This window comes from Pseudomonas sp. AC193 (assembly GCF_979258075.1).
In genome coordinates this window covers 4,870,441-4,884,027 of record NZ_OZ409832.1, presented here as the reverse complement: position 1 = coordinate 4,884,027, position 13,587 = coordinate 4,870,441, and the positions used below count along the sequence as shown (strand labels likewise).

The window sequence follows — 13,587 nt, the reverse complement described above, 5'->3', positions numbered from 1 at the left end:
GAGCCTGCTCGCGATTGAGTGCGCAGCACTCACCAAGGTCAATCATGCTCTACACCCAAAAGAATCCGCCCACTGGAGCACGTCGCCGTGTCATTGCGATAAGCGAAATACACCTTGCTGCGCTCCGGATCAAAACGCAGGTGCAGCTGAATTTCATCCCCCGGCCGCACCAGTTGCTGGAACTTCAGCACTTCCATCCCGGCAAACGGCCCGCTCAGATTCAGCAACTGCCGCCCAAGATTCAGCGCCCATTCCACCTGCACCACGCCCGGCAACACCGGTGCCTTGGGGAAGTGACCACTGAAATAAGCCAGATCCGCCGGCACGCTCAGTTGCAAACTCCATTCACCCTCAGTCTCGACCTGCGACAGCACTTCCGGCGCTTTCGGACGCGGCGCCATCAACAGTGCTTCAACCTCGGCCTGGGGCAGTTTGCCCTGGCTGTTCAACGGCAATTGCCGCACCAACCGCCAGCGCCGCGGCAGGGCCAGAGCTTCACAGTGTTGGCGCAAATGCTGGCGCAAAGTTTCGGTGAGACTGCGGCGGCCATGTTCACGCAACGCAAACAACCCCGAATCGCTGAGCACCAGCAGGGCCCCAAGGGACGCGCGGTTTTCCTGCACCACGCCAAGCCGCGCTTCGGCAACCCAGTCGTGAGCGACCAAGGCCTGTTCCAGCATCGGCAAAGAAATACGTTTTTCTTCGAGTTTGACGATGCGATCCAGCCGTCCCAACAACTCGAAACGACCATCGGCAGTAATGCGCGCCGCGTCGGCGGTGTGTTCAACATGGCCGCCTGGCAGATAAGGCGAAGCGATCAACAGCGCGCCCTCGCTGTCCTGACTCAATTGGACACCGGCGAACGGTTGCCACAGTTGTTCACCCTGACGCCAGGCAATGCCGCCGGTTTCCGAGCTGCCGAGGATTTCCGTCGGCCATTGCTGTAAGCGTTGTTGCAGACTTTGCGCAGCCTCAAACGGCAACGCTCCACCGGAGGAAAACACTCGGCGCACGGCACTGAGCGCTGGCCAATCAAGGTTGTCGCCCATGCGCTTGAGCAGCGCCGGGCTCGCGACCCAGGCGAAGGTCGGATGTTCGCGGCTGGCGCGCTGCATGTCTTCCGGGAAGGCCAGTTGCTTGCGCACAAACGGGCGCCCGGCGCACAGCGGCCACAGCACGCGAAACAGCAAACCATAGATGTGTTGAGTGGCGACGCTGCCGATGATGCAGGCTTCAGCAAGATCCGCGCCCCACAATTGCTCCAGCGCTTCAACTTCATTGGCCAGTTGTCGCAGGGTTTTGTCGATACGCTTGGGTTCGCCGCTGGAGCCGGAGGTACACAGGCTTAGCTGACATTGATCGAGATCCAGCGCCGCAGCGGGCAATGCCGGCTGCTGAAAGTCATTCAGGTGCGCGTCTTCGGCGAGATCGGTCAGCCACAGATCGACTTCACTCGACCAGCGCTGGCGAGTTTGCGGTTGCAGATCCGACGGCAACAACACGCTGACGCCGGCGCGCCACGCTCCGAGCAGGGCGATGGCAAGATCAGCGGCATCCTCCAGATGCACGGCGAGGCGCTTAACGCCCTGCGCTTGCAGGCCGGCGGCAACGCTCAGCGCTTGTTCGCACAGTTGCGCGTGATCGAGTGCCGGCGCAGCGCAAATCGCCCGCGCCGGCAGGGCCTTGAGCAACAACTGCTCAAGTTTTATCCAGTTCATGTACGACCTCTTACCCGTTGTCGTATCAGCCATTCAATGGCAAACATCAGGCCGATCAATCCGTAGGAGATCAGGCCGGTGTACAACATCCACCAATTCAGCGGCGCCCACAGGGTCAGGAGGGCGGCGCACAAACCGTTGCAAAAGAAAAACACGCTCCAGGCCACGGTGACCTTGCGTGTGTAGCGAATCGCGATGTCCGGCAGCTCTGGCTCACGCAACCGCGCCAGTCGCTCGACCATCGGCGGCCCGTATTTCAGGCTCAGGCTGAACAGCACCAGCATGAAACCGCTGATCAGCACCGGGTACCAGCGCAGTAACAGCGGACTGTCGAACAGCGCCAGCAACAGGCAGAACACGATCGCCACGCAAGCCATCCACAGGCTGCCGGGTTTGCGCTCGCCGGTCAGGGCGCGCGCGAGCCACAAGCCGCCCAGTAGCAGACCGAACTGCCACGGGGCGAAGTGCTCCATGCCGAAATACACCGCAAAGGGGTACAGCAGACCGGCCAGCAGCAGGCCCAGGCCGATCAATCGGCTCATGCGGCCGGTTGAACCAGACGGTAAACCGCCTCGACCACGTCACCGACGGTGCGCACGGTCTTGAACTCTTCGGCGGCGATTTTCTTGCCGGTCTGGCGTTTGATGTGATCGATCAGATCGACCGCATCAATGCTGTCGATTTCCAGATCCTGATACAGATTGGAATCCAGGCTCACGCGAGCCGGATCCAGTTCGAACAGCTCGACCAAGGCATCGCGCAGGGTGTTGAAAATGTCGTCACGAGTTTGCATGCGTCCGGTCTCAAGCTGCCTGTTTTGCCGTGACGAAGGCCGCAAGGCTCGCCACGTTGGTGAAATGGTTGCGGGTGTCTTTGGCGTCGGCGTCGATTTTGATGCCGTACTTTTTTTGGATCGCCAGACCCAATTCCAGCGCGTCGACGGAATCCAGGCCCAGGCCTTCACCGAACAGCGTTTGTTCGTCACCGATGTCGTCGGCGCTGATGTCTTCGAGGCCGAGGGCGTCGATGATCAGCAGTTTGATGTCACGCACCAGGCTAGGGGTGTTCAGTTCGCTCATCTTCGGCGAGCTCCTTGATAAAGTAAGAATGCAAATAATCGTTGAGCTTGCGCGAGGCTTGCGGGGCGGGCCCCTGCGCGGCGAAGGTCTGTGGATCTATATCGGCCCCGACCCGAAAACTGAAGTGCACACGACGGCGCGGGATGCGATACCACGGCTCGGCTTTGGTCAGGGTGGTCGGGTTGACCTTGATGATCACGGGTGTGAGGATTTTCGCACCGCGCAGGGCAATGGCTGCGGCGCCCCGATGAAAGGCTGGCGGCTGTCCCGGCTGAGTGCGGGTGCCTTCGGGGAAAATGATCAGGCTCTGGCCGTTTTGCAATGATTCTGCGGCGGCGTCGAGCATGTCCATGCTGCCGTCATTGCTGATGTATTCGGTGCGGCGCAGCGGGCCACGGGTGAAGGGGTTTTCCCAGAGGCTTTTCTTCACCACGCAATTGGCCTGGCGCACCAGGCCGATCAGAAACACCACGTCGATCAGCGACGGATGGTTGGCGATGATCATTTGCCCCGGTCGGCCGAGGCGTTCGGCGCCTTGAATGTCGTAGGTCAGCACGCCGGTGCGGGCCATGAACTGCACAAAAAACCAGAACAGCCGACTGACCATCTGCCGCGCGCGTTGGCGATGAACCAGTGCGTCGCCGGGCAGGCAGCCGAGAATCGGGAATACCACCAAGCGCAGGCACAGCCCGCCGAGCCCGAACAGGGCGAAGCTTGCGGCGGTGGCCAGCAACCGCCAGTAATAGGCGTCGCGGTTTTTCTCGGTCACGGGTTGCGTTGCCAGGTCCATACACGATTTTTCCAGGCATGTTGGCAAAGGGTTTGCTGGCCGAGCAGGGTACGCAACAGATTGAGCGCGTGGGGCCAGTCCGATTTGGACAGTGCTTGCGGGGTGCTGTTCAGGGTCAGCCGCCAGTCGGTACCGGGGGTTAGCAACAGACCCAGCGCGTAAGGGAACGGCACGTCATCAATCCACTGCGAATAGGCTTGCGGCGGTTGTTCCTCGGTGATCACCAGCAACACGGCCGGGGCGCCTTCATTCAGTAGCGCCGCCGCTTCGAGCATGCCGTGTTCGAGGCCGTCGCCCGCTGCGGCGAGGGCGGTCATTTCACTGGTTTCGCCACGCATGATCGACCACAGACCGATGATCGCGTTATGCACTGACAGGCTGAACTGGGTGGGGGACAGCGGCTGGTCGGTGGCCAGATCGCTGAGAATTTCGTACGTACGTGGGGTTTCGCCGTGGCGCGAGACAAATACCAACGGCAGGTTTTCCCGTCCGTCGGCGAGTGGCCAGCCAACGCTGAACGCCATCCGCGCCAGTCGACTGAGACGGCGCCGCTGCATGGCCGGTAAAAACGACACATCGGGCGCGGCATCACTGCTCTGGAGCACGACCGGTTGTCGGCTCCAGGCCTGCCAGGCGTCCACGCTGTCGAGCCCGGGAGCCCACGCGCGCCATTGGGCGATGTTGAAGTTGATCACGGACATTCATCCCGCCCCTGCGGGCTTTTGTTGACGCATTTAGCCACCAAAGCCGCAGCGGACTTGGCGTGGCGCTTGGCGCCGGGTGGCGCGCATTATCCCGGTGCGACGGGCGTGTAGCAAATGCTGGTTACATTTTGCGCAATGAAATGTACTGGCTGGTTCGCGGTAAAACTGTCATTTGGCCATTATCCAGATTGGCGAGGGCCTGTCTGTCGGGGATCTCGTCAATCGTCGGCAGTTTTTACTGAGACTGCAGACGGAAGTTTGCACCTGACTGTGTAGTCCATGTCCGATGAGGTAGCGAAGCGAGGCCGCGCGCATCTACACTCGGTCATTCTTTGATACACGGAGGTTTTGTCATGCGGCGCGTGGTGTTCAATCAGAAAGGTGGTGTAGGCAAATCCAGCATTGCCTGCAATCTGGCGGCGGTCAGTGCCAGCGAGGGTTATCGCACGTTGTTGGTGGATCTCGATGCCCAGGCCAACTCCACTCAGTATCTGACCGGGCTTACCGGCGACGACATCCCGATGGGCATTGCCGATTTCTTCAAGCAGACGCTGTCTTCCGGGCCGTTCTCGAAGAAAAACCAGGCGGATATCTACGAAACCCCGTTCGACAACTTGCACATCATCACCGCCACCGCCGAACTGGCCGATTTGCAGCCAAAACTTGAAGCCAAGCACAAGATCAACAAGCTGCGTAAGTTGCTTGATGAACTGTCCGAGGATTACGACCGGATTTATCTCGATACGCCGCCGGCGCTGAATTTTTACGCGGTATCAGCACTGATTGCCGCTGATCGTGTGCTGATTCCCTTCGATTGCGACAGCTTCTCGCGTCAGGCATTGTATGGACTGATCGCGGAAATCGAAGAGTTGAAAGAGGATCACAACGAAGGTCTGGAAGTTGAAGGCATCGTGGTCAACCAGTTCCAGGCCCGGGCCAGCCTGCCGCAGCAGATTCTCGATGAGTTGATTGCAGAGGGGCTGCCGGTGCTGCCGGTGTACCTGACCAGCTCGGTGCGCATGCGCGAATCCCATCAGGCCAACACGCCGCTGATCCACCTCGATCCGCGACACAAACTGACCCAGCAATTTGTCGAACTGCACAACCTGATCGAAGGGCACTGATCCCCAGAACCACACAAATCCCCTGTAGGAGTGAGCCTGCTCGCGATAGCGGTGTGTCAGTCATATAGATATTGGCTGGACGAACGCTATCGCGAGCAGGCTCACTCCTACAGTTGGATTTGTGGTGGGTCAGATGCCCTGGCTACGCAGCCACGCCAGCAACTGCGGCAACGGCAACGCGCCACTCTGTCGCGCCAGCTCTTTGCCGTTCTTGAACAGAATCAAACTCGGAATCGAGCGAATCCCCAACTGCGCCGACAACTGCTGATTAGCCTCGCTATCCAGCTTGGCCAACCGACACTTGCCCGCCAACTGCACCGCCGCCTGCTCGAACACCGGCGCAAACGACTTGCACGGCCCACACCACTCCGCCCAGACATCCACCAGTAGCGGCAGATCACCCTTGATCTGACTGGCGTAATCGCCTTGCTTGAGTTCGAACGGCTTGTTCAGCAGCACCTCGGATTTGCAGCGCCCGCACTTCGGGTGGTCGTTGAGGCGCTCGGCAGGGATGCGGTTGAGGCCGTTGCAGGCGGGGCAGGGGATGAGGAGTGGGCTGGTCATGAGTGAATTCCGCAAGTGAGCTGATAACACCTAGTTGGAGACGTTTGCTCATATTTTCAATCGTGCAGCCTCTCGCGTTGTGCCTAGGCTGAAAGCGACCAGGCGAGCCCGCTGGTCTGCTCAGCTGTATCGCAACTTGCGATATTTTTGGTTTGTGATTAACTCCCCATAGCAGAATGCGATAAGGATGTTGCATGCATGTGTTTAGTGAAAAACCCATTCGAGTGGCCAAGGAAAAATGGCCTCAGGCGGCAAGCGCGCTAGCGCAGTGGTTTCGTTTGGCAAGCAGAAGTTATTCAAAGGACTTCGCGGCAATGAAGTCGATATTTCCTGCGACCGACAAGGTCGGTGATCTCCATGTGTTCGACATTGGAGGCAACAAACTGAGGCTCATCGCCTTTGTCAGTTATCGATCTCAGAGGCTCTACATCAAGCATGTGTCTGGACCATCGAGAATACGATCGGGGCAAATGGAAAGAGGGAAAACCATGAGTAGTTTGATCAAGACGGTTGCTGAGCACTGGGAGTTTGTCTCTCCATTGCTTCGCAAACCGAAGAACGAAGAGGATTACGATGCGTTGGTGCTGGCAGTCGACGAGATCCTCGAAATAACCGGCGATGACGAGTCGCATCCACTCACGAGTCTGGTGGATATCATCACTGACTGGATTGCGGAATGGGATCGCACGCATCACCCCATGGCCGAGGCAAGTGGCGAAGAGGTCCTCGGCTACATGATGCGCGAACATGGACTGACCCAGAGCGACCTGCCGGGTGTCGGTACCCAATCTGTCGTTTCCGAAATTCTGAACGGCAAGCGCAAGTTGAACCTGCGGCAGGTCCGCTGGTTGGCGGACCACTTCAAGGTGCCTGTAGACGTCTTTATCTAGCTTGCCTCACGAAGAACAACTAACCTCCAAGTGCTTCCCCCACTCCGGAGGCCGCTCGGCATAACCTTCCATCCCCGGCTGTTCTTCAAACGGTTTGCTCAGCACCGCGTGCAGTCGGCGTACCTCTGAGTAATCCCCTTGCTCCGCCGCGTCGATAGCTTTTTGCGCCAAATAATTACGCAGGATGTACAGCGGGTTAACCGCATGCATCCGCGCGCGGCGCTGTTCTTGATCAGGAACGCCATCGCGGGCAACCCGGGCGATGTAGCGTTCGCCCCAGGCGTCGAAGCCTTTGATGTCGACAAAGTCGTCGCGCAACTGAGCAACTGCCTGCTGAGGTGAGTCTTCGCCGAGTCGGCGGAAGAACAGCGTGTAGTCGACGCCGCTGTTCTGCATCAATTGCAGGAGATCTTCGAGCAGTTTCTGGTCGTCGTCTTCGGCGCTGGTGAAGCCGAAGCGGCGGCGCATCAGGTCGAGGTAATGGGCCTGGAACAGTGGCAGGTACAAGCCGAGGGTTTCGCGCAGGGCTTCGACGCTGATGAATGGCGTCAGTGCCTGGGCCAGTGCGCTGAGGTTCCACTGGCCGACCGGCACCTGATTGCTGAACGAGTAGCGGCCCTGATCATCAGAGTGGTTGCAGATGAAGTTGGCGTCGAAGTCGTCGAGGAAGGCGAACGGGCCGAAGTCGAAGGTGATGCCGAGGATCGACATGTTGTCGGTGTTCATTACCCCGTGGCAGAAGCCGTAGGCTTGCCATCTGGCAATCAGTTCGGCGTTGCGCTCGACGATCTCGCGGAACATCGCCAGATACGGTTCCGGCTGCTCAAGGCATTCCGGGAAATGCATGGCCAGCACGTGCTCGCCGAGTGCTTTCTGCTGTTCGGGGCGTTTGGTGTAGTAGAAATATTCGAAGTGGCCGAAGCGGATATGGCTCGGCGCCAGACGCAGCACCATCGCCGCGCGTTCCTGTTTTTCGCGCCAGACCGGGGTGTCGGAGCCGATCACGCAGGCTGCGCGCGAGGATGGAATGTTCAGCCCGAACAGCGCTTCTGAGGCGAGGAACTCGCGGATCGACGAGCGCAGCACCGCGCGACCATCGCCCATACGCGAAAACGGCGTCTGACCAGCGCCCTTGAGGTGCAAGTCCCAATGCTCGCCCGCTGCATTGTAGACCTCGCCCAGCAGCAGTCCGCGACCATCGCCCAGTTGCGGCGTGTAGCCGCCGAATTGATGCCCGGAATAGACCATCGCGCGCGGCTCGGCATCGGCCCACAGCTTGTGGCCGCCAAACAGTTCGGCAAATTCCTGAGTTTCTGCGGTGGCTGGATCGAGATCCAGCAACGCCAGCGCCGCCGGGCTGGCAACGACCAGACGCGGATTGTCGATCGGCTCGGGCAGCACGTGGGCGGAAAACGCGTCACCGAGGCGGGCGAAGCGATTGTCGAAGGTCAGTTCGTCGAGGGCTTTCAAGGGCCTGCTCCAGCAGAATGTCCGAGCATTCTGCTGGGAATAGAACGGTTAGTCGAGTTTGGCCGGCGGCGGCTCTTGCAGCGGTTTCTGATCGTCGGCGACCGGCACGATGGTTTTCGTCTCCGGCTCGATCGGCACCATCTTGTATTCCTGACCGTGCAGATTCTTCAGGTACACCTCCATCTGCCGGAACGAGATGTTGATGTGCTGCTTCTTGAACTCGCGGTTGATGAAGCGGTTGACCTCATCGAGCACTGGGTTGCGGTCACCGAGGTCACGCACGTGCATGCGCAACTCATGGTCGAGGGTGCTTTCGCCGAAGTTGAGGAAGTACACATGCGGCTCGGGTTCTTTCAGCACACGCGGATTCTCGCGGGCAGCCTTGAGCAGCAATTCCTTGACCAGATCCAGATCGGAGCCGTAATCGACGCCGAGCTTCAGCGTGACGCGGGTGATGGTGTCGGTCAGCGACCAGTTGATCAACTGCCCGGTAATGAACGTCTTGTTCGGAACAATGATGTCCTTGCGGTCGAAGTCGGTGATGGTCGTGGCGCGGATGCGGATCTTGCTCACCGTGCCCGACAGGTTGCCGATGGTGATGGTGTCACCGATCCGCACCGGGCGTTCGAAGAGGATCATGATGCCGGAGATGAAGTTCGCAAAGATCTCCTGCATACCGAAACCGAGACCGACCGACAGCGCCGCCACCAGCCATTGCAACTTGTCCCAACTGACGCCGAGGGTCGACAGCGTCGAGACGAAACCGACACCGGCGATCACGTAGGACAGCAGCGTCGTGGTCGCATAAGCACTGCCCTGCGCCAGATTGAGCTTGGACAGCACGAACACTTCAAGCAGACCCGGCAAGTTGCGCGCGAGGGCGAAGGTAATGCCGATGATGATCAACGCGCCGAGCATGTCGCCGATGCTGATCGGCACCATGCTCATGTTGGCGCCGGTGCCGCTGGTGTATTCGTAGAGGGTGATGTTGTCGAGGTACGAGAACACCGAAATCAGATCCGACCAGACCCAATACAGCGCCGCGATAAAGCCGCCGAGCAAGGCCAGACGGATCAGGCGCAGGGATTGTTCGTTGACCTTTTCGATGTCCAGCGTCGGCTCTTCGATCACCGCTTCGCCGTCGCCAGCCTCTTTCGCCGCCTGCCGTTTGGCCAGTGCGCGCTGGTAGGCCAGACGCCGTGCAGCAACGCTCAGGCCGCGAACGAAAGTGGCTTCGATCACCAGCCAGAACATCAGCAGGTACAGGGTGTTGATCAAACGGTCGCTGAGTTTCAGCGCGGTGTAGTAGTAGCCGAAGCACACCGCGACGAACAAGGCGATCGGCAGCACCGTGAACATCACGCCGACGGCTTTGCGGAACAGCGAAGTGTTTTCGTGGGCCGGGCTGCTGATCAGCAGGCGGCTGAGCAACCACGCCATCAAGGCGTAGCAGGTCAGCACCACCGGCATGCCGAGCACGTCGTCGGCGAGTGCCGCCGGTTGCAGTTCGGCAACAGCGACAATCGTTACCAATGCCATGACCACCAGGCCGAGCCTGCGGATCCAGCCGCGCAGGAATTCAACTTGCGGTTTCTCCCAGCGGAAGTGCAGTTCAGCCACGCCGGCCGGCGCGAGAATCCGGTACGCGGTGTAAAACACCAGCCACGCCTGCGCCATTTGCAGCAGCGCCGCGCCCATGTTGGCGTTCTGTCCGCGTGCGTCGATCTGCAAGGCCAGACCACACAGGGCCAGCGCCAGTGCGACCGGCATCGCCAACAGTATGTTGATCAGAATCGCCTGCGGCGTGTGCCACTGGCTATCGCGTTTGAAGTGACCGATGTCCTGGTGAACTATGTTCAGGCGCCCGTAGAGGCTTTTGCGGCGCCACAACAAGGCACCGATCAACAATGCCAGTGGCAGGAACAGCAGTGGTCGCTGGGTCAGGCCATCAGTCAATTCGCTGAGGCTTGAAGCCCACGGCAGCGTGTCGACCTGACGCTTGAGGCGCTCCGGCACGCTGCGCATCCACTCCAGATCCAGCGGCTTGTTGCTCGGAATCCAGAACATCTGCTCATCAAGGGTCGCGCGCAGGCTTTGCGCGGTGCTCAGCAGTTGTTTCTGATTGAGCTGCAGGGTGATCGATTCGTTAAGCACCGCGCTCAGTTCGCGGTTCAGCCGCTCCAGCAGGTCGGCGCGGGTGTTGGCCAGATCCAGCAGGCTTTTGCGCAGTTGCGGGGTGACTTGTTCCGGCGGCTGCGTGGCGAGCAGATTGTCGACGTAGGTGGTCGGACTGCTGAGCAGTTCGCGCTGCTGGCTGACTTCAAACTGGTACAGACGAATGTCAGCGATCTGATCGGCCAGGTCACGATCGACCTTCAGGCGCGGCAGGGCTTGCTTCTGCTTATAGAGAATCTTCGACAGCAGCAGGCTGCCCTTGAGCACGTTGATCTGCTCGTCGAGGGCGGAATCGCTTTGGGTCAGGCTGTCGAGTTGCTGTTTGGTCTGCAGATTCTGCTGGGTGACTTCGTTGAGGCGGTCGGTGCTTTTCAGCAGGTAGTCGGAGAGCTTGAGGTTGGCCGTGCTTTCGCTGGCGAGCAGGCTGCTGCCGCCGGCCTTCTGCGCTTCGATCGATTGCTGGGTCACGGTTTCCTGCGACTGCGCCAGACGCTTCTGGTTGATCAGGGTCTGCAGCTCCTGAATCTCGCGGTCGAGGCGGTCGGATTTTTCCGAGAGCAAGTCATGCTGGGCGTTGCCCAGATCCTGCAACTGGCTGTTGCCGGCCAGCTCCTGACGGCGCAACGGGATCAGCGCGTTCAGCGCGGCGAGTTCGGCGTTCAACTGGTCGCGCTGCTCGGCGCTGACGGATTTGCCCGCGTCCTTGCCGGACTTGAGGATGTTGTTGATCTGCTGAATGCGCGTCTGGCTGGCGGAGATTTCCGCCTGAGCGCGCTCCGGGCGCGTCTGCGCGGTGATGATCAGGCTGTTGGCGTCGGCCAGGGCTTTTTGCAGATCACTTTGCTGAGTGGAGCGGTCGGTGAGGATCTGCTCCAGTTGCGTGATCGATTCGCGGGGGAAACGCTGCGCCACCGGCACCACGGTCGTGGCTTTGAGGCGCGTCAGTTCGCGGGCGTTTTCGATGGTCTGCTTGGGCGCGGTCGCCAGTTGCTGCTTGAGGTCGATCAGTTTCTGCTCGTAATCACGCTGATTGTTCAGCTGATTGAGCGTGTTCTGCAGGACGGTTTGCAGGGTCTTTTTGTCGGCATCCGGCAGTTTGCTGTCGGCAAGTTTGTCCAGGCTGGCCTGGACGGCATCGCTGGACGGTGGTTCGGCGGCATACAGCGGGCCGACAGTAAGACTCAGGCCCAGCAGGGCCGCGGCGAAAAAGGAGCGCAGGGTAGGCATAGAGACCGGTCAAGCAAGTGATAGTGGACGCAGTTTAGAGGAAGAGTCCGGGGCCCGGGCGACTTCCTTCGGGGAATCTGACGCCCACTTTGCCGATCTTGTTCCCGTCCATGACCGCAACCGTCCAGTGGGTGTTGTTCCACTCGACCTGGTCGCCAACGATCGGTGCGCCGCCGACTTTCTGCGCGATGAAGGCGCCCAGAGTCATGTCCGGATCGATGCCTTCGGCCGGTAGGCCATACAGCGCTGCAACCGCTTTAAGCTGGGCGTCTCCTTCGAGCACAAAGTCGCCGAAGAAACGCAAATCGAGGCCGCGTTGTGGCGCCTGGCTGAACAGTTTTCCGAGGGCCGGCAAGTTGTGTTCATGGCCGATAACACACAGCAAATCATCGACTTCCAGCACCGTACTACCCGACGGATGGAGCAGTTGCTGACCCCGAAACAGGGCAGCGATGCGGGTGCCTTCGGGCATTTTCAGCTCACGCAGGGGTGAACCGATGCACCATTTCTCCGCGCCGAGCTTATAAACGAACAGCTCCCACTCGCTGGTGACATGGACTTCCAGCGCCGCCCGGGAAATCGGCGCAGGCTCCGGCGGCACCGTCACCTTCAACAATTTGGCGACCCACGGCAGGCTCGTACCCTGCACCAACAGCGACACCAGCACGATAAAGAAGGCGAGGTTGAAGTACAGCTGCGCATTCGGCAGCCCGGCCATCAGCGGGAACACCGCCAGAATGATCGGTACCGCGCCGCGCAGGCCGACCCAGGAAATAAAGGCTTTTTCGCGGCCATGGAAGGCCTTGAACGGCAGCAGACCGACCATCACCGACAGCGGTCGCGCGAACAGAATCATCCACAGCGCCAGACCCAGAGCGGGCAGTGCGATCGGCAGCAAATCATGCGGCGTCACCAGCAGCCCCAGCACAAGGAACATGCCGATCTGCGCCAGCCAAGCCATGCCGTCGAGCATGTGCAAAATTCCGTGACGGCTGCGCACCGGGCGGTTGCCGATCACCAGACCGCACAGATACACCGCGAGGAAACCGCTGCCGTGCAAGGCGTTGGTCAGGGCGAACACCACCAGACCACCGGCAATCACCAGAATTGGATAGAGACCGGCCGCCAGGTTGATGCGGTTGACCAGTTGCAGCATCAGCCAGCCACCACCGAGACCGATCACGCCACCGATGCCGAACTCGCGGATCAGGTGGGTCAGCAGGCTCCAGTGCAGGCCGGTCTGGCCGCTGGCGAGCATGTCGATCAGGGTCACGGTGAGAAACACCGCCATCGGGTCGTTGCTGCCGGATTCGATTTCCAGGCTGGCCGTAACCCGTTCGTTCAGGCCTTTGCCGCCGAGCAGCGAGAACACGGCGGCGGCATCCGTCGAGCCGACGATGGCGCCGATGAGCAGGCCTTGGATCAGGTTCAGGTCGAACAGCCATGCGGCGGCCATGCCGGTCAGCCCGGTGGTGATCAACACCCCGACCGTCGCCAGCGATAACGCCGGCCACAACGCCACGCGGAAACTCGACACCCGTGTGCGCAAGCCGCCGTCGAGGAGGATCACCGCCAGTGCGAGGTTGCCGACCAGATAGGCCGTTGGGTAGTTATCGAAAATAATCCCGCCGCCATCAACCCCGGCGGCCATGCCGACTGCGAGGATAATGACCAGAATCGGGATGCCGAGACGGGAGGAGAGTGAGCTGACGAGAATGCTTGCACCTACCAGCAACGCGCCGATCAAGAACAGGCTGTTGATGGTCGTCGCATTCAAAGGCAGTACTCCAGAAGCGTAAAGACGGGCACAAACTGACCATGCAGTCTGCGTGCCAGCGATTCTAAC

At 60.1% G+C, this 13,587-nt stretch carries 12 protein-coding genes and 1 pseudogene; 3 read left to right on the top strand and 10 right to left on the bottom strand.

Annotated elements, in window-relative coordinates; genetic code table 11:
- Nucleotides 1–38: 38 nt before the first annotated feature.
- From ACZZ0D_RS21925 to ACZZ0D_RS21900, 6 genes are read right to left on the bottom strand one after another with little or no spacing between them, the layout of a single operon-like run.
- Complete coding sequence (locus ACZZ0D_RS21925) at nucleotides 39–1,718, bottom strand: AMP-binding protein (protein ID WP_463554271.1); 1,680 nt, start codon at nucleotides 1,716–1,718, stop codon at nucleotides 39–41.
- Complete coding sequence (locus tag ACZZ0D_RS21920) at nucleotides 1,715–2,260, bottom strand: COG4648 family protein (protein ID WP_159811654.1); 546 nt, start codon at nucleotides 2,258–2,260, stop codon at nucleotides 1,715–1,717. Before ACZZ0D_RS21920 ends, ACZZ0D_RS21925 begins: the two co-directional genes overlap by 4 nt.
- A complete protein-coding gene (locus ACZZ0D_RS21915) occupies nucleotides 2,257–2,511 on the bottom strand; it encodes an acyl carrier protein (protein WP_053116686.1) in 255 nt (84 codons plus the stop codon). The genes ACZZ0D_RS21920 and ACZZ0D_RS21915 overlap by 4 nt, the downstream gene beginning before the upstream one ends.
- A 10-nt stretch (nucleotides 2,512–2,521) precedes the next feature.
- Nucleotides 2,522–2,797, bottom strand: a complete 276-nt coding sequence (locus tag ACZZ0D_RS21910; protein ID WP_053116687.1) for a phosphopantetheine-binding protein — start codon at nucleotides 2,795–2,797, stop codon at nucleotides 2,522–2,524.
- On the bottom strand, nucleotides 2,775–3,587 hold the full coding sequence (locus ACZZ0D_RS21905) for a lysophospholipid acyltransferase family protein (protein WP_400752121.1): 813 nt from the start codon (nucleotides 3,585–3,587) through the stop codon (nucleotides 2,775–2,777). The genes ACZZ0D_RS21910 and ACZZ0D_RS21905 overlap by 23 nt, the downstream gene beginning before the upstream one ends.
- A complete protein-coding gene (locus tag ACZZ0D_RS21900) occupies nucleotides 3,563–4,288 on the bottom strand; it encodes a beta-ketoacyl synthase chain length factor (protein WP_053116689.1) in 726 nt (241 codons plus the stop codon). The genes ACZZ0D_RS21905 and ACZZ0D_RS21900 overlap by 25 nt, the downstream gene beginning before the upstream one ends.
- A 356-nt stretch (nucleotides 4,289–4,644) precedes the next feature.
- On the opposite strand from ACZZ0D_RS21900, the gene ACZZ0D_RS21895 reads away from it, so the two are divergent.
- The gene (locus tag ACZZ0D_RS21895) at nucleotides 4,645–5,415 is read left to right on the top strand and encodes a ParA family protein (RefSeq protein WP_463554270.1); all 771 of its coding nucleotides are present in this window, start codon (nucleotides 4,645–4,647) and stop codon (nucleotides 5,413–5,415) included.
- Nucleotides 5,416–5,544: 129 nt separating this feature from the next.
- Here ACZZ0D_RS21895 and trxC read toward each other — a convergent pair whose 3' ends face one another.
- A complete protein-coding gene (gene trxC / locus ACZZ0D_RS21890) occupies nucleotides 5,545–5,979 on the bottom strand; it encodes a thioredoxin TrxC (protein WP_053116691.1) in 435 nt (144 codons plus the stop codon).
- 194 nt (nucleotides 5,980–6,173) lie between these two features.
- On the opposite strand from trxC, the pseudogene ACZZ0D_RS21885 reads away from it, so the two are divergent.
- A pseudogene (locus ACZZ0D_RS21885) lies at nucleotides 6,174–6,471 on the top strand (type II toxin-antitoxin system HigB family toxin).
- The gene (locus tag ACZZ0D_RS21880) at nucleotides 6,468–6,869 is read left to right on the top strand and encodes a helix-turn-helix domain-containing protein (protein WP_053116693.1); all 402 of its coding nucleotides are present in this window, start codon (nucleotides 6,468–6,470) and stop codon (nucleotides 6,867–6,869) included. The pseudogene ACZZ0D_RS21885 and the gene ACZZ0D_RS21880 overlap by 4 nt, the downstream one beginning before the upstream one ends.
- A 6-nt stretch (nucleotides 6,870–6,875) precedes the next feature.
- Here the strand turns inward: ACZZ0D_RS21880 and selO are convergent, their stop codons facing one another.
- Genes selO through ACZZ0D_RS21865 form a run of 3 tightly spaced genes read right to left on the bottom strand, consistent with a single transcriptional unit; the run spans nucleotide 6,876 to nucleotide 13,518 of the window.
- Nucleotides 6,876–8,339: a protein adenylyltransferase SelO gene (gene selO, locus ACZZ0D_RS21875; RefSeq protein ID WP_463554269.1), complete on the bottom strand. Its 1,464-nt coding sequence runs from the start codon at nucleotides 8,337–8,339 to the stop codon at nucleotides 6,876–6,878.
- A 48-nt stretch (nucleotides 8,340–8,387) separates the two neighbouring features.
- On the bottom strand, nucleotides 8,388–11,741 hold the full coding sequence (gene mscK, locus ACZZ0D_RS21870; protein ID WP_463554268.1) for a mechanosensitive channel MscK: 3,354 nt from the start codon (nucleotides 11,739–11,741) through the stop codon (nucleotides 8,388–8,390).
- 34 nt (nucleotides 11,742–11,775) lie between these two features.
- A complete protein-coding gene (locus ACZZ0D_RS21865; RefSeq protein ID WP_053116696.1) occupies nucleotides 11,776–13,518 on the bottom strand; it encodes a potassium/proton antiporter in 1,743 nt (580 codons plus the stop codon).
- Nucleotides 13,519–13,587 lie beyond the last annotated feature (69 nt).

Bases quoted from the DNA above. Each gene is read 5' to 3' on its own strand.
- ACZZ0D_RS21910 (WP_053116687.1), bottom strand. From the start codon at position 2,797: ATGAGCGAACTGAACACCCCTAGCCTGGTGCGTGACATCAAACTGCTG.
- ACZZ0D_RS21920 (WP_159811654.1), bottom strand. From the start codon at position 2,260: ATGAGCCGATTGATCGGCCTGGGCCTGCTGCTGGCCGGTCTGCTGTAC.
- ACZZ0D_RS21880 (WP_053116693.1), top strand. From the start codon at position 6,468: ATGAGTAGTTTGATCAAGACGGTTGCTGAGCACTGGGAGTTTGTCTCT.
- ACZZ0D_RS21895 (WP_463554270.1), top strand. From the start codon at position 4,645: ATGCGGCGCGTGGTGTTCAATCAGAAAGGTGGTGTAGGCAAATCCAGC.
- trxC (WP_053116691.1), bottom strand. From the start codon at position 5,979: ATGACCAGCCCACTCCTCATCCCCTGCCCCGCCTGCAACGGCCTCAAC.
- mscK (WP_463554268.1), bottom strand. From the start codon at position 11,741: ATGCCTACCCTGCGCTCCTTTTTCGCCGCGGCCCTGCTGGGCCTGAGT.
- ACZZ0D_RS21905 (WP_400752121.1), bottom strand. From the start codon at position 3,587: ATGGACCTGGCAACGCAACCCGTGACCGAGAAAAACCGCGACGCCTAT.
- ACZZ0D_RS21925 (WP_463554271.1), bottom strand. From the start codon at position 1,718: ATGAACTGGATAAAACTTGAGCAGTTGTTGCTCAAGGCCCTGCCGGCG.
- ACZZ0D_RS21900 (WP_053116689.1), bottom strand. From the start codon at position 4,288: ATGTCCGTGATCAACTTCAACATCGCCCAATGGCGCGCGTGGGCTCCC.
- ACZZ0D_RS21915 (WP_053116686.1), bottom strand. From the start codon at position 2,511: ATGCAAACTCGTGACGACATTTTCAACACCCTGCGCGATGCCTTGGTC.